We start from the raw sequence: 21,252 nt of genomic DNA on the forward strand, positions 1-21,252 counted from the left end.
CATTTTCGCGACCAAAAAACGGAAAAGGTGTGCTACATCTCCGGGCATTCCACCTTGCCGAGAGCCTGCCAGTAGTTATGCTGATTGTTGCGCTCTATCGCGATCATCGCCTCCCGAATATGCTGCTGGTTCCCCTCGCTCGCCATGATTTTTTTCTCCCAGGCTTCATCGGTTAGAGCGCCTTTGGGCGTACACATTTTGCGCAAATCCTTTAAAATCGTGGTTTTTTCATGTGCCGTCTGAAGCGAGCTAAACGGAGAGTCGGCATACGTGACGCCCGGTAGCGCGACAAGCGCGGCAATAAGCAGAAGCGTTTTTCGTTTCATAAACGGTATCCTTATCGGTTTGCACTTTTTCAAGAGTAAGTGTAGACCGTGCGACGTTCACTCATCGTGGCGTGCTATCCGTTGGCGTTGAAGTCAGGCAAAAGTGGGAAGGCGGTTTCTCGCTGCGCCTTCACTTTCTTGCGTGGCAGAATAGTGTATGTTCTGAACACTCTTTTATTTCGTAAGCGGTAGTGTAATGAGACGTATTGAGATCGTACTGGGAGAGCTGGAACGGCTGACGCGCGGGCTATGCCTTGCCGATTTGGCGCAGGAGACGGCGTTTACGGCGGAGGCGATAGGTTTCAATCTTGGGCTGGCGCGTAACTCCGTCAGCAAAGATCTCAATCAGTTATGGAATGACGGCCTGGCAATCAAAAGCCGTGGCCGCCCGGTCTATTTTTTGCATCGCCAGGCGCTGGAAACGTTGCTGGGACGACAGCTGGAAGAGTCTGAACGCGAGGTGCGGTCGGTGGCGGATGTGCTGCCGCATGAAGAGCATTATGCGCCCGACGATCCGTTTACCAGCCTGATTGGTTACGATCGCAGCCTGCGCGATGCGGTAGAAAAAGGCCGTGCGGCAGTGCTCTATCCGCACGGTTTACACGTTCTGCTTACCGGGCCGTCCGGCGTCGGTAAAACCTTTTTTGCGGAACTGATGCACCGTTTCGCCTGTGAACAGGCGAGCGGCGCTATCCCGCCGCTGGTCTACTTTAACTGCGCGGAATACGCCCATAACCCGGAACTGCTCTCCTCGCATCTGTTTGGTCATCGGCAGGGGGCGTTTACCGGTGCGAATGAACATAAAACAGGCCTTGTGGAGCAGGCGGACGGTGGTTATCTGCTGCTGGACGAGGTGCACCGTCTGTCTTATGAAGGGCAGGAAAAGCTGTTCTCTATTCTGGATAAAGGCGAGTACCGTCCGCTCGGCGTGAGCAGCCAGCCGCGATCAATTTCGGTACGCCTGATTTGCGCCACTACCGAGCCGGTCGGGTCGGCGCTGTTACGTACTTTCCAGCGGCGTATTCAGGTATGCATTGATTTGCCGGGCATTCGCCAGCGCTCCGTTGAAGAACAGATCGAACTGATCGTGGGGTTCTTACAGCGGGAAAGCCGCAAAATAGAACGCACGGTCAGCATTGATAAACCGTTGTTGCTCTGGTTGCTGAATAAACCCCTGGAAGGCAATATCGGTCAGCTAAAAAGCGATATTCAGTTTCTTTGCGCTCAGGCGTGGGCATCGGGAATGACCGAGCATAACGACACGCTACAGCTGGATAAACGGCTGGCGGAGATGTCGGTTAACCCGACGCCGGAACAGCGTCTATTGGTGGATACTCTGTTTGACGGTAAAGCGCGGCTAAATATAGACGCGCGCACGCTGCCCGCATTGAAGACGTCGCTGGCGACCGGGGCGGAAATTGAAGAGAGCGACCTCTTTTACAGCTTCCTGACGCGCGAATATGTTAATTTGCGCAACAGTAACGTCCCCCCGGCGGAGACGCTGGCGATCCTGAAAAATAAACTCAGCTCGATTTTTGAATACGGTCTCTACAGCCGCGACAGCGTGGCGCATCCGCCGCGCTATGGCGACCAGATTGAAGAGCGCGTGACGCTGCTGATTGGCTGCGTAGAGCAGGTGTTGGGCTTTTCGCTGCCGGAAAATCTGGTTAACCCACTGCGTAAACACTTCCTGGCGCTGATAGGCTACGTGCAGCGTGGCCTGATCCCGCAGCTTTACTCTTCCAGTTTGATCCTGGATCGCTGCAAAGACGAATATGACAACGCCGCGCTGCTGTGTCGGAAAATCAACGAACTGCTGCATATTCAGTGTCCGGCGACGGAAGTGGTCTGGCTATGCCTGTTCCTGAAAGAGTGCCGCCATTATCGTCAGCGTATCGATGCCAGCCCCGACTGCGGGGTCATTTTGATCGCCCACGGCGCGACCACTGCCACCAGTCAGGCGCAATATGTCAACCGTGTGCTGGAGCGCGAGCTGTTCAGCGCCATCGACATGCCGTTTGAGCAGTCGGTGCATGACACGCTGGAAACGCTGACCCAAATGATTCAAACCCGCCAATATCGGCGGCTTATCCTGTTGGTGGACATCGGTTCATTGATCCATTTTGGCAGTACGATCAGTAAGTTATTCCAGATAGATGTTTTGCTCATGCCGAACATCACGCTGACCAGTCTGCTGGAAGTCGGGCTGGATTTAAGCTATGAAACCAGCGATTTACCACAGCTGACGGCGCTCCTGCAGAGTAAAAATATCCCCTGCCAGCTTTGTACGCCGCAGCAGGAGAACGGCGGCAAAGTGCTGGTCATCTCCTGTATTACCGGCATGGGAACGGCGGAAAAAATCAAAAAGGTGCTGGAGGAGAGCTTTGGCGAACTGATGTCGCAAGATACCAGGATGGTGATCCTTGATTATAACGAGGTACGAAGTCTGGAGCGCGTTCAGCAGGCATTGAATGCCAGCGAGCGGCTGGCGGGGATTGTCGGCACTTTCCAGCCGGGGCTGCCGGATATTCCGTTTATTTCGCTGGAAGAGCTTTTCTCCGAACAAGGGCCGGAACTGGTGTTGAGCCTGTTAACGCCCGATCTGTCCAACGCTGAACGCCGTCTGGAGATGGAGCGCAGCGCCATGCGCTTTATCAGCGCGCTAACGATGGAGAGCATCATCAATCATATTTCCGTGCTTAACCCGCAGCGTATTCTGAAAGAGATGGAGGGCGTTTTTAACCATCTGACGTCTTCGCTTTCCCTGAAACCAAGCCGCCAGGTGACACTGCGCTTCCTGATCCACTGCTGCTGTATGGTAGAGCGTATTGTGATTAACCGAAAACCGTTACAGATGGCGTTGGAAAGTCAGCCGAATCTGGACGCGCGCGCGTTTAGTGTCATCAAATCCGCTTTTCTGCCGATCGAAGATGCCTACGCCATCCGTTTATCAGATGCGGAATATTTTTATATCTACGAACTGCTCTATAGCTAATCCTTTTACTGGCGGGGCTTCGCGCCTCGCCAGACCTTTCTTCTTCCTCGCGTGACACAAATTCTGGCACAACCTTTGCTCTTCTGATGATGCGTTATGCCGGATAGCGGCGTAAACGCCTTATCCGGCCTACCGGGAGTGTCCTGTAGGCCCGGTAAGCGCAGTGCCACCGGGCAATATATGCCGGTGTCCTCATGTAATTGCGCCAGGAGGCCATTTTGACTACCACACAACCGTTGCCCCACATCCTGCTGCTGACGCATGGCGGCTGGGGACAACCGCTTTGCAACAGCCTGCGTATGGTCACGGGCGAAATTAAAGGCGTGACGGAAATCGCGCTAATGCCTGTCGATACGCTGGGCGAGTTTTATCAACGCGTCGAGGCCGTGGTGAAAACGCTGCCGGAAGGCTCGCTGATCCTGACGGATTTTGTCGGCGGCACGACGTCCAACGTCGCGGCGCGGCTAAGCGCCGATTATCCGGTGGCGGTGATTGCCGGATTGAATGCGTCGCTACTGCTGGAGGCGCTGGACAGGCGCGAACAAGGGATGCTAACCGCCTGCGTGGATGAGTTAGTTGAGGCCGGGCGCAGTAGCTGCCTGGATGTGGTCGCCCATGTACGTCAGCTACAACAATCACTCTAAGGAAAACATCATGGCCAATATCGTTTTATGCCGCATCGACAGCCGTCTCATTCATGGGCAGGTTGTCACGAAGTGGGTCGGACAATCTCAGGCGAACCGGATAGCCGTTGTGAGTGATGAACTGGATGCCGATCCGTTTATGAAAAATATCTACCTGATGGCCGCGCCGCCAAATATCAAAGTGGATTGCTTCGGCAACCAGAGTTTTGCCGCCGCATGGAAAGAAAATCAGCTTGGCGACGGTAACGTGCTGGTGCTTTTTCCCTCACTGGCGGCGGTGCAGGACGCCATACAACTGGGCTTTGACGTTACCCGCATTCAGGTTGGCGGTCTCGGCGGCGGGCCAAACCGCAAGGCGGTTTTTCAGAATATTACGCTGGATGAAAAAGACGTCGGCATTCTTAACGACCTGAAAAACCGTGGCGTTCAGGTATTTTTCCAGACCATCCCGGAAGATAAGCCGCAGCCGCTCGACGATATCCTGAAAAAATTCTAACCCTTTAATAGACACAAAATCATTCTGGATGCATCGAGGCGGCAACTGAGTGAATCCCCTGGAGCTTACTAAAGTAAGTGACTGGGGTGAGCGAAGGCAGCCAACAAAGAGGCAGCCTGAAGGATGAAGTGTATAGGATAACACTATGGATACCTTACTCTTTGCAAGCCTGATGGGGTTGTATTACTGGTTTGCCCGTTTACGCCTCGGCTACACCTTCTCCGCGATGCTGTTACAACCGGTGGTGATCGCGGTATTTGTCGGGCTTTTGCTTGGCAATATGCAGACTGCGATGATTATCGGCGCAGGGATGCAGCTCGTTTATTTGGGCGTGACCTCAACGCCGGGCGGCAACGTGCCGTCGGATCCGGCGCTGGCGGCCTGTATCTCCATTCCTATCGCGGTGAAGGCCGGTATGGACCCAAACCTGGCGATCGCGCTGGCAATCCCGTTTGGCGTGATTGGCGTGTTTCTCGATCAGCTTAGGCGCACGCTGAACGCCGCCTGGGTGCATATGGCGGATAAACACGCGGAAACGGCAAACATGGCGGGCATCATGCGTTGCGCCTTTCTTTACCCGGCATTGCTGGGGTTGGTACTGCGCTTCCCGGTGGTCTTTGCCGCTAACTACTTTGGCCAGGATGTGGTGGAAAGTTTCCTTAAACTGATGCCGCACTGGTTAACCCACTCCTTTGAAATCATGGGCGGCATTCTGCCGGCGCTGGGCTTTGCCATCACCATTATGGTGATCGGTAAAAAGAGCCTGTTGCCGTGGTTTATCGGCGGGTTCTTCGCGGTGTTGTACCTCAAGGTCGACATCATGGCGATGGCCATCTTCGGCACCTGTGTCGCCTTCCTGATTAAAGGCCTGGCGAAAAATGAAGGAGCAGCATGATGAGCAGTGACGTAATGCAACATGAACTGGTTGAGCGCGCGCGGGAAAGCGGGGCGCTGACCAAAGCAGATATCACCAAAGCCTGGTTTATCTACTGGCTGGGCGCCGAGGTTTCCAGCTCCTATGAGCGCTTACAAAGCCTGATTTTCTGCGCCTCGATGACGCCGATCATCAAAAAACTCTACCCGCAAAAAGAGGAGCAGGTAGAAGCGCTAAAACGCCACCTTAACTTCTTTAACTCCGAGCAGACCTTCGGCGCGGTGATTCAGGGCATCTCTATTGCCATGGAAGAACAAAAAACGCGCGGCGAGCCGATTAACGACTCGTCTATCACCGGCATTAAAACGGGCCTGATGGGGCCGCTTGCCGGGATGGGCGACTCGATTATCTGGGCGGCGGTGATGCCGCTGTTGATAGCGATCTTTATTCCGTTCGCAGCAAATGGCAGCGCGATGGGCGGTATTATCCCGCTGATTCTCTACCCGGCGATCACCCTGGCGATCAGCTACGGTATGGTCCACAAGGGATATACGCTGGGGCGTGATTCGATTATCGGCCTGCTGCAGGGGGGGCGAATCAAAGAACTGATCTACGGGGCCAACGTGCTGGGTTTGATCATGATGGGCGCGCTTTCCGCCAGCTACGTCAAAATCACCACGCCGTTAAAAATTAGCGCCTTGAAAGGATCTGAAGTGGTGGTTCAGCAGATCCTCGACTCTATCGCGCCGGGCTTACTGCCACTGGCGGCGGTATTCGCCATCTACTTCTATCTGGTAAAAAAAGGGCCGCGCTACACCACCATTTTGCTGTCGATTGTCGCACTGAGCATAGTCTGTTCGTTGTTGGGAGTGCTGTAAATCATGACGCCGAATATCTATCAACAACTGGGGTTGAAAAAGGTCATTAACGCCTGCGGCAAAATGACCATTCTGGGCGTCTCAAGCGTCGCGCCGGAGGTCATGCAGGCCACCGCGCGCGCGGCTTCCGCTTTCGTCGAGATTGATGCGCTGGTGGAAAAAACCGGCGAACTGGTATCGCGCTATACGGGTGCTGAAGATAGCTATATCACCTCGTGCGCCTCGGCGGGTATTGCCATTGCCGTCGCTGCCGCTATCACCCACGGCGATCGGGCGCGCGTCGCCCTGATGCCGGACAGTACCGGTATGGCCAATGAGGTGGTGATGCTGCGCGGGCATAATGTGGACTACGGCGCGCCAGTCACCAGCGCCATTCGTCTTGGCGGCGGGCGCATAGTGGAAGTGGGGTCGAGCAATCTGGCGGCCCGCTGGCAACTGGAAAACGCCATTAGCGAAAAGACCGCCGCGCTACTGTATGTGAAATCACACCATTGCGTACAGAAAGGCATGTTGAGCATTGACGATTTTGTACAGGTGGCGCAGGCCAACCACCTGCCGTTGATTGTCGATGCCGCGGCGGAAGAGGATTTGCGCGGCTGGGTGGCGAGCGGCGCAGATATGGTTATCTATAGCGGCGCGAAAGCCTTTAATGCGCCAACCTCCGGCTTTATCACTGGTAAGAAAACGTGGATTGCCGCCTGCAAAGCGCAGCACCAGGGGATTGCCAGGGCAATGAAAATCGGCAAGGAAAACATGGTTGGGCTGGTGTATGCCCTGGAGAATTACCACCAGGGCCAGACGACCGTGACCGCAGCACAGTTACAGCCGGTCGCGGAAGCGATTTCCGCCATCCATGGGCTTTATGCCGATATCGAACAGGATGAGGCCGGGCGTGCAATCTGGCGTATTCGTGTGCGGGTGAACGCATCAGAATTGGGGCTGAACGCGCAGGACGTCGAAGCGCAGTTGCGCGGCGGCGAGATAGCGATTTACGCCCGCAAATATCAGCTTCATCAGGGGGTTTTTAGCCTCGATCCACGCACGGTAGCCGAAGGGGAAATGGCATTGATTGTGGCGCGACTCAGGGAGATTGTAGAACATGCAGCAGATTAATTTTTATCGTCAGCGGGTAGCGATTAACGTGCTGGCAAAGGATATCGCCAACGCGAAGGCTATCTATGAAGCCGCCGAAGGCCATGCGGTCATTGGCGTACTTTCCGCGCAGTTCGCTACGGTAGAAGAGGGCGTACCGGAGGTGAAACGCTGGATGGCGGAGGTACCGTCTATCTCGGTGGGGCTGGGCGCAGGCGACCCGGCGCAGTACTACAAAGCGGCGATGATTGCCGCCCATACTCACCCGGCCCATGTCAACCAGACCTTTACCGGCAGCGGCTTCGCAGCGGGCGCACTGGCGGCGACAGGCGGCGAGCAAACACATATTAACGCCCTGGTCAGCCCGACGGGAACGCCTGGCGAGGTGGTGATTTCTACCGGCGTCAGCAGCAGCCAGGGAACGCCAGCCCGCGTTTCCTGTGAAGCGGCGGTACGCATGATGCAGGATATGGGCGCACATGCGGCGAAGTTTTTCCCGATGGGCGGCGAAAAGTCGTTACCGGAACTCTATGCGCTGGCGACAACCGCCGCCCGCCACGGCATGACGCTCATCGAGCCGACCGGCGGTATCTCACTGGATAATTTCGGTATTATCCTGCAAACCTGCCTGGAAGCAGGCGTGCCGCGCGTCATGCCGCATGTTTACAGCTCGATTATCGATCCGCAAACCGGCAATACGCGCCCCGAAAACATCATTCGGTTGATGGAGATAGTCAAAGCGCTGGTGTGAGATTTATCGCCGAAGAGCGCTGCGTTTACCTGGCCTACAGATGACGTGTATTTGTAGGCCCGGTTAGCGTTACGCTATCGGGCGATAATGCGTAGCAGGCTGGGCAAAAATGTACGTATTGCAGCCGTCAGTGATTCCCTTTCGAGCCTCCTCGCAGGGGTAAATTTTCCTGAATGCTGTCTGTATTTTTGGCGAGTACAGTGGCGTCATCTTATTCCTCAGGTGACGGATCGCCATGAAAAAAAGCCCCACGTCTACGCCCCATGATGCGGTATTCAAAACGTTTTTACGTCATCCGGATACCGCGCGGGATTTTCTCAATATTCATCTTCCCCATTCGCTAAGAATACGTTGCGATCTGACGACGTTGAAACTGGCGCCGGACAGTTTTATCGAGAAAAATTTACGCGCGTTTTATTCCGACGTCCTTTGGTCGCTAAAAACGTGTGAAGGCGAAGGTTATATCTATGTCGTTATAGAGCATCAGAGTACGCCGGACGCGCATATGGCGTTCCGGTTAATGCGTTACGCGACTGCCGCGATGCAGCGCCATCTGGATGCTGGCCATAAAACGTTACCGCTGGTGATTCCCATGCTGTTTTACCATGGCGCGAAAAGCCCGTATCCCTTTTCGCTGTGCTGGCTGGATGAGTTTGACGATCCTGCACTGGCGCGTCAGCTTTATGCGACGGCATTTCCACTGGTAGACATTACGGTGGTGCCGGATAACGAGATTATGCAGCATCGACGTATCGCGATGTTGGAGCTGGTACAAAAGCATATACGTCAGCGCGACCTGATGGGATTGGTCGAGCGCTTAGCGGTACTTCTGATTACGGGAAACGCTAATGACAGTCAGCTAAAAGCGCTGTTTAATTATTTGCTAATACAGCATGGCAGCACGCCTCGTTTTGGCAAGTTTATCCGCGAGGTGGCGCGTCGTGTTCCCCAACACAAGGAGAGATTAATGACGATCGTAGACAGAATACGTGAATCGGGGCGCAGAAAAGGTAAGCGTGAAGGCGTACAACAAGGTATACATCAAGGTAAGCAGGAGGAGGCCTTGCGTATTGCGCATACGATGCTGGAACAGGGGATCGAGCGAGAGATGGTGCTGATGATTACCGGGCTTTCTGACGAAGAGATTAAGGCAAAGCGCCATTAAACTTTTCCCTCTTCCGCCCGGTCATCGTGATTATCAACGGCGTTAAGCGGCCCGCGCGCGTCGACGGGAATCGAGGGAGATCAGAATCACTGACGAGAGAATGAGCAGCGTGCCCAGCCAGTCCGGCAAGGTAAAACTAATCCCCAACAGCAGCAGCGACAGCAGGGCGCTGCTTAACGGTTCCGCGCAGCTTAAAATGCTGGCCTTGGGGCCACCAATCAGTTGCGCGCCTTTCAAATACAGGCTGAACGTCAGCGACGTACCGATCACCACAAGGTAGAAAAAGGCCAGAATCAGACTGCCGCTCACCGCAAAGTGCGTTCCTTCTTTAGCGTAGAAGGGCAGCAGAATAAGGCCGCCAAAGGACATACTCCAGCCGACCACTGGCAGTGTGCCGTATTGGGCGATTAGCCTGGAAGGCCAGGTCGTATAAAAGGCGGCGGCAAATGCGGAGGCGATACCCCAGAACAGCGCGCCTGAAGAGATCGACAGCGATGTTGGATTGCCGTGAGTGACCAGTAAAAAGGTGCCGATAAGCGATGTAAGAATGGCGGTTAAGACCAGAATGCCTGGTCGTGTTCTTCGCGCTAATGCAAACCACGCTACAATAATGGTCGGCGATAAAAATTGCAGCACTGTCGCGGTGGCAGCATTGGATTTTTCAATCGTGAGCAGGAAGGTTAGCTGAACGGTGAGCGCGCCCACCACGGAGAAAATCAGCAGACTCAGTGCATCTTTGCGGTTTTTAAGAATTGAAAATATCTTATCGCCGTGCATAAAGGAGAAGGTCACCAGTATCAGCCCGGCGAATAACAAACGTATCATCGTCAGGAACTGTGACGACATACGGCTTTGCTCCATGATGTACTGCGCGCAAACGCCTGAACTCCCCCACAATACGGCGGCAATCAGGACGTTTAGCATCCCTTTTCTGGTGGAACCCATTTTTTCCTCGTCATGTTGTTTTATTTTTTTACGTGCAGGCATCATAACAGAGCTATCGCCGGCATTAAGCAGGAATTTATTGTTTAATGATTTCAGACGAGCCTGTTATTGACATAATATTGTCATTTTTTTGTCATAGAAAATATCAAACAAACTTAAACAAATCGTCACTATCCCCGCCTTTGCACTTTACAGAACATATTGACTGACTATAATAAGCGCAAATTCATGCAGGAGTAATATGTTGGACAGTCACTTTTACGTAAATCATCTGGCAAGTTAACGCACGCTATTCCTGCGCTGCTTGCCGAACCGGTGGGCAGCAATCTCCCCTTGTGACGATTGTCATCCCAATAATGTTACAACACGCGCATTGTCGCGAGGTAATCGTCATGTTCATGTTTAAACACGCTTTATTTCCTCCGCCGTCAACACGACGCTAATTGCCTCAGGGCAGAAATTTGTCGTGTGCTAAATATAGCACGTACTTATTCTTCCAGAAAAAATGGAGGAACGTATGTTAATGTTTCCTTATATTTTAAATTTACTGGCCGCTATGCTATTGGGCGCGCTGATTGGCGCGGAAAGACAATGGCGTCAACGTATGGCGGGATTACGCACTAATGCGCTGGTGGCGACAGGCGCCGCCGTTTTTATTCTGAGCTCCATGACGACATCGCCAGACAGCCCCGGGAGAATTGCGGCGCAGATTGTCTCTGGTATTGGCTTTCTGGGGGCGGGCGTCATCATGCGCGAAGGGATGAATGTGCGCGGACTGAACACTGCGGCAACGCTATGGTGTTCGGCGGGCATCGGCGTGTTATGCGGCTTAGGGCAGTTCAAAAATGCGCTGGCGGCGACGATCATTATTCTTTGTGCCAATATTTTACTGCGTGAAGCGGCGCAGCGTATAAATCAACTCCCGGTATCCGCCGAGGGAGAAAAACGTTATATCCTGAAAGTAACCTGTAATAAAGAAGATGAGAGCGCGGTTCGTCAGTGGTTACTGAATATCGTAAAAGAGGCCGCGATCTGTTTACAAGGGTTAGGTTCGGTCCCCGCTCAGGAACAGGGCTATAAAGAAATTCGTGCCGAGCTCGTGGGTCATGCTGATTATCGTAAAACGCGAGAACTGATTATATCCAGAATAGGTGATAACGATAATATCACCGCAATTCACTGGAGCATTGATAGTCAATAATAGTTTTTATTCAATTGCAACATTACGCCAGGCGTATAAGGAGGGAATGATGGATATTCCCGAGTCGATAAAATAAAACCCACTCAAAATAGTGAGTAAGCAATAACCTTTTTTATGCATAGATAATTCTCCCGGGCATTCACCTTCAAATCGTGAGTTTGCTATTCCCTGGGCGTGATATGCAGGAAACACTACACCTTAATTTTGGGGATTCATCATGACTGACATGAACATTGAAAACCGGAAACTCAATCGCCCGGCGTCAGAAAATGATAAGCAGCATAAAAAAGTATTTCCGATCGAAGCGGAAGCTTTTCATAGCCCGGAGGAGACACTGGCGTGGCTGAACAGCCATCGTCAGGGCCTCACGATAGAAGAGGCCAGCGAACGGTTGAAAGTGTATGGGCGCAATGAAGTGGCGCATGAGCAAGTTCCTCCGGTGCTGGTTCAGCTTCTGCAGGCATTCAATAACCCGTTTATTTACGTTCTGATGGCACTGGCAGGGGTCAGTTTTATCACGGATTACTGGCTCCCGTTACGCCGTGGCGAAGAGACCGATCTCACCGGCGTGCTGATTATTCTGACGATGGTCAGTTTGAGCGGGTTATTGCGTTTCTGGCAGGAGTTTCGCACTAACAGAGCAGCACAGGCGCTGAAAAAGATGGTTCGCACCACCGCCACGGTGTTGCGTCGTGGGCCGGGCAATATAGGCGCGGTGCAGGAAGAGATTCCCATTGAAGAACTGGTGCCGGGCGATGTGGTTTTTCTGGCCGCAGGCGATCTGGTGCCCGCCGACGTCCGGCTGCTGGCGTCGCGCGATCTCTTTATCAGCCAGTCAATTCTTAGTGGTGAATCATTACCCGTAGAAAAATACGATGTTATGGCTGATGTGGCAGGTAAAGACAGCGAGCAATTGCCTGACAAAGATAAAAGCCTGTTAGATTTGGGCAATATCTGTCTGATGGGAACCAATGTAACCAGCGGCAGAGCGCAAGCGGTCGTGGTTGCGACGGGAAGCCGTACCTGGTTCGGCTCGCTGGCGAAATCCATTGTGGGTACGCGTACCCAGACGGCTTTCGATCGTGGAGTCAACAGCGTGAGCTGGCTGTTGATACGCTTTATGCTGATCATGGTGCCGGTTGTCCTGCTGATCAATGGGTTCAGTAAGGGAGACTGGGTAGAGGCTTCGCTGTTCGCGCTGGCGGTTGCGGTGGGGTTGACGCCGGAAATGTTGCCCATGATTGTCAGTTCCAACCTGGCAAAAGGCGCGATTGCGATGTCGCGGCGCAAAGTGATCGTCAAGCGCCTGAACGCTATTCAAAACTTCGGCGCGATGGATGTGCTGTGTACAGATAAAACCGGCACCTTAACCCAGGACAATATTTTTCTGGAGCATCATCTGGATGTGAGCGGTGTAAAAAGCAGCCGGGTATTGATGCTGGCCTGGCTGAATAGTAGCAGCCAGAGCGGCGCCCGAAATGTGATGGATCGCGCCATACTGCGTTTTGGCGAGGGTCGCATCGCGCCATCGACAAAAGCGCGCTTCGTTAAACGCGATGAACTGCCATTCGACTTTGTACGTCGCCGGGTATCGGTCCTGGTGGAGGATACGCAGCATGGAGACAGATGCCTGATCTGTAAAGGCGCTGTTGAAGAGATGATGATGGTAGCCACCCATCTTCGCGAAGGCGATCGTGTGGTGGCGCTGACGGAAACACGCCGCGAGCTGCTGCTGGCGAAAACCGAAGATTACAATGCGCAGGGATTCCGTGTATTGCTGATAGCGACACGTAAGCTGGATGGTTCCGGGAACAATCCGACATTAAGTGTGGAGGACGAGACCGAACTTACCATCGAAGGGATGCTCACTTTTCTCGATCCGCCGAAAGAGAGCGCCGGAAAAGCGATTGCCGCGTTGCGGGATAACGGCGTGGCGGTCAAAGTCCTCACCGGCGATAATCCGGTCGTGACGGCGCGTATCTGTCTGGAAGTGGGTATTGATACGCACGATATCCTGACCGGAACCCAGGTTGAGGCGATGTCAGATGCCGAACTGGGGTCTGAAGTGGAGAAACGCGCAGTATTCGCCCGGCTGACGCCGTTACAAAAAACGCGTATTTTGCAAGCGCTACAGAAAAATGGTCATACCGTTGGTTTTCTTGGGGATGGGATCAACGACGCGCCCGCGCTTCGTGATGCGGATGTGGGGATTTCCGTCGATAGCGCCGCCGATATTGCTAAAGAGTCATCAGATATTATTCTGCTGGAAAAAGATCTCATGGTGCTTGAGGAAGGTGTCATCAAAGGGCGGGAAACCTTTGGTAATATCATTAAATACCTGAATATGACCGCCAGCTCTAATTTCGGCAATGTTTTTTCGGTACTGGTAGCCAGCGCGTTTATTCCGTTTCTGCCGATGCTGGCGATTCATCTGTTGATCCAGAATTTGATGTACGATATTTCGCAGTTGTCGTTGCCGTGGGACAAAATGGATAAAGAGTTCCTGCGTAAGCCGCGGAAATGGGACGCGAAAAATATTGGTCGTTTTATGCTATGGATTGGCCCAACGTCTTCTATTTTCGATATCACAACCTTTGCGTTGATGTGGTACGTCTTTGCGGCTAATAACGTAGAGGCGCAGGCGCTCTTTCAGTCCGGCTGGTTTATTGAGGGTCTGCTCTCGCAGACACTGGTCGTGCATATGCTAAGGACGCAGAAAATACCGTTTATCCAAAGTCGGGCGACGTTGCCGGTATTATTGACGACCGGCTTGATTATGGCGATAGGCATTTATATTCCATTCTCACCTTTGGGTGCGATGGTTGGACTGGAGCCGCTGCCGCTGAGCTACTTCCCGTGGTTAGTGGCGACATTATTGAGCTACTGTCTGGTGGCGCAAGGCATGAAGCGCTTTTATATCAAACGCTTTGGCCAGTGGTTTTAATGATGTTTGAGGATCGCCCAGATGAATCGCTCACCCGATAAAATCATCGCGCTGATATTTTTACTGATTAGCCTGTTGGTGTTGTGTTTAGCCCTCTGGCAAATCGTTTTCTAACGAGGTGACGCCATGCAAAAAAGAGGGTTGGACAAAATTTTTTATCAGGTTGTCCTGATAGCAATCATCCTGATTTTACTGACTATCTGGATACGATAAGCTGCTGTTGGCGAGCCCCGCTTAAAATAAGAATCGATGTAGTTGTTCTTTTTATGGCGGGGCGCTATTTTCATGGTATCCCACATCAGAAGGGCAATATCATGAATAATCGTCGTGGTTTAACCGCCGTCCTGGCGACGTTGATTACGTTTTCCCTGAGCGCTACGCCTGTGCTGGCGAATCCGGGAAATGGCAATGGCGGCGGACATGGTAATAACGCGGCTAATCAGGGTAATAACGGTAACGGCCATAAAGGAAATGCCGGGCAAAAAACGGAACACCGTAAAAATGGCGGTAAACCGGATCACGTCGAGTCGGACATTAGCTATGCTGTCGCCAGGCAACTGGCAGTGAATTTAGGGCTGACGGGTTATCAGTCTTTACCTCCGGGGATTGCGAAAAATCTGGCGAGAGGAAAACCGCTGCCGCCGGGAATCGCTAAAAAAACGGTGCCGGCGTCTATGCTGGGACAATTACCTTATTATCCGGGCTATGAGTGGAAAATCGTTGGGGATAATCTGGTGCTGATCGCGCTCAGTACCGCGGTGGTCACGGCGATTATTAATGGCGTATTTGATTAAGAGCCTATCCCACCAGGCGTTATTGGCGCAGCCAGTTTGGACACGGACAGCGCGCAAAAACCGGAGCGTACACGTAGTACGTGAGGATTTTGAGCACTGCCCAGGACCAAAATGGCAAGTAAAATAGCCCCATTAAATGGGGCTATTTAGCCGCTTCAGGGCGTTATTTATGCGCGCTGAGAATCCAGCAGTTCATTATTTTTTACTACTTCCTGCGCTTTGGTATAACTTTCAATCAGTAGCTGATAGGCCGGGAATATTTTGGTATATACATCCGCCCATTCTGCGGCATCTTCCCTATTCCAGGTACGTTGCAGCTCAGAGGCTACCGCCGCGGTATCCATTGGTACTACGCCCGCCTGCACCACGCGGGCCATCGTAATTTCCTGCGCCATTTTACTGTACGTACCGGAGGCATCAATTACCGCAAATACCTTGTAACCTTCCGCGACGGCGCTGATGGCTGGAAAAGCCATGCAGACACTGGTAATAGTACCGGCGATGATCAGCGTTTTACGGCCTGTCGCTTTTACCGCTTGTACAAAATCGGCATTATCCCAGGCATTAATTTCCCCTTTACGCGCGACATATTGCGCGTGTGGCGCATTCGCATGGATTTCCGGAATCAGCGGACCATTCGGTCCCTGTGGTACGGATGCGGTAGTAATGACCGGCATATTGCATAAGGTAGCGATCTTAGCCAGCGCCGCGGCGCGCGCGCGTAATTCCGGCATCGGCATGTCGCCGACGGTCTGAAACAGGCCACTTTGGTGGTCAATCAGCAGCATTACTGCGTCGTTAGCATCAATGGCAGGGCGTTGACCGTTAAAATTCGCGGGTGTAGACATAATTCATTCCTTGTTGTTGCCTTTCACTGATAATCACTATCAGTGTTAAAGTCATTAATCGCCGGGGCGATTTCCGTTTTTAAGCTGATGACAGTAATCCGTTGCCGATTTTGGATTACCCTGTTGAGTTCTTTCTGAAGGAATATTCATCGGCATCACCTTCAGTCGATTTACTTTCACGCGAATCTGTTATCACAACAATATTCATATTATGAATAAATGTTTCTATTTTACATGTCAGAGAGGATTATTGATTGAAAAAACAGGCAATATCCCTACAAATTGTTTCTGATAGATAGTTTTAAACTTATTTAGTATAAATTTGAAATAGTTCAATTTAAGGATTAACTTATTTATATTTAAATAATATAAAGCGTAGCTTAAATATTAAGTGGGAAGCGTGCTGACATTAAGTATGGCTACTGTAACTCTTAATAAATTGAAAACTATCCCTACATGACGAGTGCTGCTTTTTTGGATATTACAAGCCATTATAGGAACACGTTGAATAAAGCCTTGTCTTTCATGTGGGGTAGATTATCAGGATATGTTTTTCTCATGGTTTATATATGAGATATTAAAGATAATATATTAGTGGGAGCTATGAGTTATAACTATGCTAGTAAGCATGGTAGTGCTGTTGCGTTGCGTATGGGTTATAAAGACTTTCCGGATGAGAATGCTTATGATGATGCTTGCTATATTAAAGATGCCTTAAAATGAGTATTTAAGATAACAGGCTTAAAAAAAGCTGAGTGTTTACAGTGACGATGATCTTCGTAAACAGAATTATGATGTAGACACCTATTATCGCGTTGAAAATGAGCCGAAAGAAAGCGCTGAATCACCACAGGATTAACAGACTCCTCAGCGTCAAAAATGGCTTAGACAGATGTGCACATGAGCAGTAAGCGTTATCCTGAAATCACACGGACTGGAGAGCAGTATGAACCGTCGTGGTAACTGCCACGACAATGCAGTTGCAGAAAGTTTTTTCAGTTACTGAAGCGTGAACGAATAAAGAAAAAGATCTCTGCCAGTTTTTCATTATCAGGTCTGACGTCAGGTTAGGGTATACACCAATTTGACATAAGCAAAAAATAATCCTGGAGTAATACTCTTCCTAATATTTTCGTTTTGACGTCACCATAAACTTTAATCAGTTGCCCTGCTGTACTAACACTTTTAATTCAATAGTCATTTTATGAAAGTTTCCAATTACAGCCCATGGCATAGAAGTGACTTGAATATCTCCAGGTAAGGTTACCCATGTTTGTATCCAGATTAGGCAGTACTCTAAACGCTATTTTCGGCATGAATGAGCAAGGTAAGCCGGAAGCAATATCCAGGAGTGACCCACAAGGAATAACCTTTTCCGACGCTCAGAAACTGACAGTTAAAAACAGCAAGTTCTTCGAGGCAGGCGCCAGCATGTCGCTTCTGGACCAGCCTGACAAGATGGGCCATGTATTCGACCAGCACGCAAAACAATTAGCAGGATTGTCGCGCCACATTCTGGACGGACAGAGTGAAGCCGCCAACCATACCGTTCATTTTCAGGGCCGACAACCAACACGGGTTTCGCTACAGGTGCAACACCCCGACCTTGACCTGAGCACCCGAGCGCATGATGTCGAGTTCCACGGTTCCCCTGAGATGATAGAAAGCAGGCGTCTAATGTGAGTCAGCGGTTCTGGACTGCATGTCTGTCAGATGGATTGCAAGTCCAGTAGCAGTAATTTTGAGCCGCTATCTGCAGCCACAGAGTGATGTGTTCCCCCTCATTACCCCGTGGCTGCAGGGGCGTGGACGATAGTATCAGCAGGGAATCTATTTAATGAAGTTTGTATCTCTCCCGCATCCGTCCGGGGATGCCGTTGCCTCTCCGGCTTTGCGCCGACTGGCCTGGTTTAACATTGCCGTGCAGGTGGCCTTTCCGCTGGCGGTGGCGTTCCCCCCGGCGATGGCCGGCGAACAGCATTTCCTGCCGCAGCCTGCGCCGCTGTCCACGCAGCGCACGCAGGTCTACACGCTGGGTCCCGGTGAGACGGCCATCTCGGTTGCAAAAAAATTCGATCTCACCCTGAACCAGCTGCGCGAGCTCAATCAGTTGCGCACCTTCGCGCACGGACTCAATGGTCTGCAGTCTGGGGATGACGTGGATGTGCCGCTGATGGCAGCAAAGGATAATAAAAACGCGTCAGATGCCGCCGCCCCCGGCAGGTCCGCTTCCGCAGAAGAGGGCAATGAGCAGGCGCAGAAAGTGGCCGGGTATGCCTCACAGGCTGGCAGCTTCCTGGCCAGCAGTGCAAAAAGTGACGCCGCCGCGTCCATGGCCCGCAATATGGTCACCGTCGAGGCCGGCGGAGCATTTCAGCAGTGGCTGAGCCACTTCGGCACCGCCCGCGTGCAGCTGGACGCGGACAAAAACTTCTCCCTGAAAAACTCGCAGTTTGACCTGCTGCTGCCGCTGTATGACCAGGGCGATAACCTTGTGTTCACCCAGGGTAGCCTGCACCGTACCGACAGCCGTACCCAGGCCAGCCTCGGCGCCGGCTGGCGTCACTCCACCTCCACCTACATGCTGGGCGGCAACCTGTTCGGGGATTTCGACCTGTCCCGGGACCATGCGCGTGCCGGCGCCGGTCTTGAGTACTGGCGAAACTTCCTGAAGTTGGGTGTCAATAGTTACCTGCGTCTGTCTGGATGGAAAGACTCTCCGGACCTGGAGGATTATCAGGAGCGGCCAGCAAACGGCTGGGATGTCCGGGGGCAGGCCTGGGTACCGTCGCTGCCGCAGCTGGGCGGCAAGCTCACGTATGAGCAGTACTATGGCAAAGAAGTCGCCTTGTTCGGGGTGGACAGTCGCCAGAGGAACCCGCATGCCATCACGGTCGGGATTAACTATACCCCGGTGCCGCTGATCACCCTGGGGGCGGAACAGCGTCAGGGCCAGTCAGGGAAAAGCGACACCCGGCTGACGTTGAATATGAATTACCACCTCGGGGTGCCGTGGCGCGCCCAGGTGGACCCGACCGCGGTGGCGGCGATGCGAAGCCTGGCTGGCAGCCAGTATGACCTGGTGGAGCGTAACAATAATATTGTGCTCGAGTACCGAAAGAAAGAGATTGTCCGCCTGAAGACGGCAGACCTGGTGACGGGCTATACCGGTGAGCAGAAGTCTCTGGGGGTATCAGTGAACAGCAGGCATGGACTGGAACGCATCGACTGGGATGCTTCAGCCCTGAACGCAGCCGGCGGTAAAATTGTGCAGAACGGAAGAGATTATGCGGTGGTGCTGCCGGCGTACCTGTCATCGGCGCAGGGGGTGAACACGTACACCGTCAGCGGTGTGGCGGTGGACACGAAGGGCAACCGCTCTTCGCGGAGTGACACTCAGGTGACCGTGCAGGCGACGGAGGTGAACAAACAGACCTCGACCTTCACGCCGGTGAGCAGTGTCCTGCTGGCGGACGGGAAGAGTACGCAGGTGCTGACCCTGATGCTGTTGGATGAGAATAACCAGCCGGTAGATATGGATGTGAAGGACATCAGCCTGAACAGCAGCGTCCTGAAAAGCGCCACGATATCGGCCCTGACACGAAAATCTGCAGGAGTTTATGCGGTTACAGTAACAGCCGGAAGGGATGCTGAGAATGTCACCCTTACGCCAGTAGTCAACGGTACTACGTTGTCCTCAGCCGTGGTAACTATCAGCAGCGTCACGCCGGACGGGGCACGGTCGACCATTAGCACCGATGCCGCCGCCTATGTGTCCGGTTCTGATATGGCAGTGACGGTGACGCTGAAGGACACGAACAATAATGTGGTGGCCGGAGCGGCCTCCTCGCTGACGGCGGATACGGTGACCGTACCGAATGCGATCCTTAAAGCCGGCAGCCGCTGGCGGGACAACGGGGACGGGACCTATACGGCCACCTACACGGCCACCACGGTGGGCACAGATCTGAAGGCGACGGTGAGGCTGGGCGGGTGGGACTCGGTGGCGCAGTCCGGGGCGTATGCCATCACGGCGGCCACGCCGGACGGGGCGAAATCGGCTATCAGCACCGATGCCACTACCTATGTGTCCGGTTCTGATATGGCAGTGACGGTGACGCTGAAGGACGGGCAGGACAACCCGGTGACCGGGGCGGCCGCCTCGCTGACGGCGGACACGGTCACTGTACCGAATGCGATCCTTAAAGCCGGCAGCCGCTGGCGGGACAACGGGGACGGGACCTACACGGCGGCCTACACGGCCACCACGGCGGGTTCACACCTGAAGGCGACGGTGAGGCTGGGCGGCAGGGGCAACCCGGCGTCATCTGATGCGTATGCCATCACGGCGGCCACGCCGGACGGGGCGAAATCGGCTATCAGCACCGACGCCACTGCCTATGTGTCCGGTTCTGATATGGCAGTGACGGTGACGCTGAAGGACGGACAGGACAACGCAGTGACCGGGACGGCCGCCTCGCTGACGGCGGATACGGTCACCGTACCGAATGCGATCCTTAAAGCCGGCAGCCGCTGGCGGGACAACGGGGACGGGACCTACACGGCGGCCTACACGGCCACCACGGCGGGTACGAACCTGAGGGCGACGGTGAGGCTGGGCGGGTGGAGCACGGCGGCGCAGTCTGGTAAGTACGGCATCATTCTGGGATATGAGGCCCCTGCATCCATCAATACGCAGGTCAATGCTTACACCTTTACACAGACCAGCGAAGAGGGGACATTCCCGACCACCGGCTTTACCGGGGCGACGTTCACCATCGTGCCGAAGGACAGCAAGAGCGTGACTGATTACACCTGGACCTCCGACGCCAGCTGGGTATCAGTGACGGACGGGGTGGTGAAGTTCACCGGAACAGGTACGGGCGACAAGGTGACCATTACGGGTACGCCGACAAGCAGTCAGGGGAACATCATTAAGTACAGTTTCACGCTTAAGAGCTGGTTCATACATAGTGGGTCGACCAGAATGAGCTGGTCCGACGCGAACACGTATTGCTCATCGCAGTCGGGTTACAGCCTGCCGACGATCGCCCAGATGATCCTGCGTACAAATCACACCGCAACACTGATCCGGGGCACCGGAGCGCTGTTGAACGAGTGGGGCATGATGACACGTTATACCAGCGCGCGTTTCTCCGACAACACCTACTGGTCATCGGACCAGTTGAGTAGCGGCTCCCATAACAACGTCAGCCTGCGCTATGGCGGCGTCTACTTCAGCAGCGATAGCAGCAAGATCAACGTGGTGTGTCGTCAGGGTCTTTAGTTTTTAACCTTT

The 21,252-nt window shown here is 53.2% G+C and carries 18 protein-coding genes and 1 pseudogene; 16 read left to right on the forward strand and 3 right to left on the reverse strand.

Annotated elements, in window-relative coordinates:
• Positions 1–32: 32 nt before the first annotated feature.
• Complete coding sequence (locus ACLJRE_RS12580) at positions 33–326, reverse strand: YicS family protein (RefSeq protein WP_000824215.1); 294 nt, start codon at positions 324–326, stop codon at positions 33–35.
• 196 nt (positions 327–522) lie between these two features.
• Between ACLJRE_RS12580 and dagR the strand changes: the two genes are divergently transcribed.
• From dagR to ACLJRE_RS12620, 8 genes are all read left to right on the forward strand, one after another.
• On the forward strand, positions 523–3,321 hold the full coding sequence (gene dagR, locus ACLJRE_RS12585) for a transcriptional regulator DagR (RefSeq protein ID WP_001252667.1): 2,799 nt from the start codon (positions 523–525) through the stop codon (positions 3,319–3,321).
• 218 nt (positions 3,322–3,539) lie between these two features.
• Positions 3,540–3,965: a PTS sugar transporter subunit IIA gene (locus ACLJRE_RS12590; RefSeq protein WP_000214106.1), complete on the forward strand. Its 426-nt coding sequence runs from the start codon at positions 3,540–3,542 to the stop codon at positions 3,963–3,965.
• Between the two features lie 10 nt (positions 3,966–3,975).
• Entirely contained in the window at positions 3,976–4,461 is a 486-nt protein-coding gene (locus ACLJRE_RS12595) for a PTS system mannose/fructose/N-acetylgalactosamine-transporter subunit IIB (RefSeq protein WP_001284295.1), read from the forward strand.
• A gap of 145 nt (positions 4,462–4,606) precedes the next feature.
• Entirely contained in the window at positions 4,607–5,356 is a 750-nt protein-coding gene (locus tag ACLJRE_RS12600; RefSeq protein ID WP_000380259.1) for a PTS mannose/fructose/sorbose/N-acetylgalactosamine transporter subunit IIC, read from the forward strand.
• Positions 5,353–6,213 carry a PTS system mannose/fructose/sorbose family transporter subunit IID gene (locus tag ACLJRE_RS12605; protein ID WP_001526325.1) on the forward strand — a complete coding sequence of 287 codons (861 nt, stop codon included), beginning with the start codon at positions 5,353–5,355 and terminating at the stop codon, positions 6,211–6,213. Before ACLJRE_RS12600 ends, ACLJRE_RS12605 begins: the two co-directional genes overlap by 4 nt.
• Positions 6,214–6,216: 3 nt before the next feature.
• Positions 6,217–7,326 (forward strand): D-glucosaminate-6-phosphate ammonia lyase, encoded by a 1,110-nt coding sequence (dgaE, locus tag ACLJRE_RS12610; RefSeq protein ID WP_023212121.1) that lies wholly within the window; start codon positions 6,217–6,219, stop codon positions 7,324–7,326.
• Complete coding sequence (gene dagF, locus ACLJRE_RS12615) at positions 7,313–8,056, forward strand: 2-dehydro-3-deoxy-phosphogluconate aldolase (protein WP_023212122.1); 744 nt, start codon at positions 7,313–7,315, stop codon at positions 8,054–8,056. The genes dgaE and dagF overlap by 14 nt, the downstream gene beginning before the upstream one ends.
• Before the next feature lie 235 nt (positions 8,057–8,291).
• Positions 8,292–9,221 carry an Rpn family recombination-promoting nuclease/putative transposase gene (locus ACLJRE_RS12620; RefSeq protein ID WP_023212123.1) on the forward strand — a complete coding sequence of 310 codons (930 nt, stop codon included), beginning with the start codon at positions 8,292–8,294 and terminating at the stop codon, positions 9,219–9,221.
• 42 nt (positions 9,222–9,263) lie between these two features.
• Here the strand turns inward: ACLJRE_RS12620 and ACLJRE_RS12625 are convergent, their stop codons facing one another.
• Positions 9,264–10,166: an EamA family transporter gene (locus ACLJRE_RS12625; RefSeq protein ID WP_000535970.1), complete on the reverse strand. Its 903-nt coding sequence runs from the start codon at positions 10,164–10,166 to the stop codon at positions 9,264–9,266.
• Between the two features lie 505 nt (positions 10,167–10,671).
• On the opposite strand from ACLJRE_RS12625, the gene ACLJRE_RS12630 reads away from it, so the two are divergent.
• The 5 genes from ACLJRE_RS12630 to cigR all read left to right on the forward strand — a co-directional run bounded on the left by ACLJRE_RS12630 (position 10,672) and on the right by cigR (position 15,105).
• The gene (locus tag ACLJRE_RS12630; RefSeq protein WP_000392699.1) at positions 10,672–11,367 is read left to right on the forward strand and encodes an MgtC family protein; all 696 of its coding nucleotides are present in this window, start codon (positions 10,672–10,674) and stop codon (positions 11,365–11,367) included.
• Between the two features lie 217 nt (positions 11,368–11,584).
• A complete protein-coding gene (gene mgtA / locus ACLJRE_RS12635) occupies positions 11,585–14,311 on the forward strand; it encodes a magnesium-translocating P-type ATPase (protein ID WP_023212124.1) in 2,727 nt (908 codons plus the stop codon).
• 21 nt (positions 14,312–14,332) lie between these two features.
• Positions 14,333–14,425, forward strand: coding sequence for a protein MgtR (gene mgtR / locus ACLJRE_RS12640; protein ID WP_001082117.1), 93 nt, complete (start codon positions 14,333–14,335; stop codon positions 14,423–14,425).
• A 12-nt stretch (positions 14,426–14,437) separates the two neighbouring features.
• Complete coding sequence (gene mgtU, locus ACLJRE_RS12645) at positions 14,438–14,524, forward strand: magnesium transporter protection protein MgtU (RefSeq protein ID WP_252515021.1); 87 nt, start codon at positions 14,438–14,440, stop codon at positions 14,522–14,524.
• A gap of 101 nt (positions 14,525–14,625) precedes the next feature.
• The gene (gene cigR, locus ACLJRE_RS12650; RefSeq protein WP_001065324.1) at positions 14,626–15,105 is read left to right on the forward strand and encodes an anti-virulence regulatory inner membrane protein CigR; all 480 of its coding nucleotides are present in this window, start codon (positions 14,626–14,628) and stop codon (positions 15,103–15,105) included.
• Between the two features lie 167 nt (positions 15,106–15,272).
• On the opposite strand, the gene ACLJRE_RS12655 is transcribed toward cigR, so the two are convergent.
• Positions 15,273–15,953, reverse strand: a complete 681-nt coding sequence (locus ACLJRE_RS12655; RefSeq protein WP_000106461.1) for an isochorismatase family protein — start codon at positions 15,951–15,953, stop codon at positions 15,273–15,275.
• A 603-nt stretch (positions 15,954–16,556) separates the two neighbouring features.
• Between ACLJRE_RS12655 and ACLJRE_RS12660 the strand changes: the two are divergent.
• From ACLJRE_RS12660 to ACLJRE_RS12670, 3 genes and pseudogenes are all read left to right on the forward strand, one after another.
• A pseudogene (locus tag ACLJRE_RS12660) lies at positions 16,557–16,797 on the forward strand (hypothetical protein); the annotation flags it as partial.
• A gap of 425 nt (positions 16,798–17,222) precedes the next feature.
• Positions 17,223–17,636: a hypothetical protein gene (locus tag ACLJRE_RS12665; protein WP_410957403.1), complete on the forward strand. Its 414-nt coding sequence runs from the start codon at positions 17,223–17,225 to the stop codon at positions 17,634–17,636.
• A gap of 154 nt (positions 17,637–17,790) precedes the next feature.
• Complete coding sequence (locus ACLJRE_RS12670) at positions 17,791–21,240, forward strand: inverse autotransporter beta domain-containing protein (RefSeq protein ID WP_053296620.1); 3,450 nt, start codon at positions 17,791–17,793, stop codon at positions 21,238–21,240.
• Positions 21,241–21,252: the final 12 nt, after the last annotated feature.

It is taken from the genome of Salmonella sp. SAL04157 (assembly GCF_046551635.1).
Classification (GTDB): domain Bacteria; phylum Pseudomonadota; class Gammaproteobacteria; order Enterobacterales; family Enterobacteriaceae; genus Salmonella; species Salmonella enterica.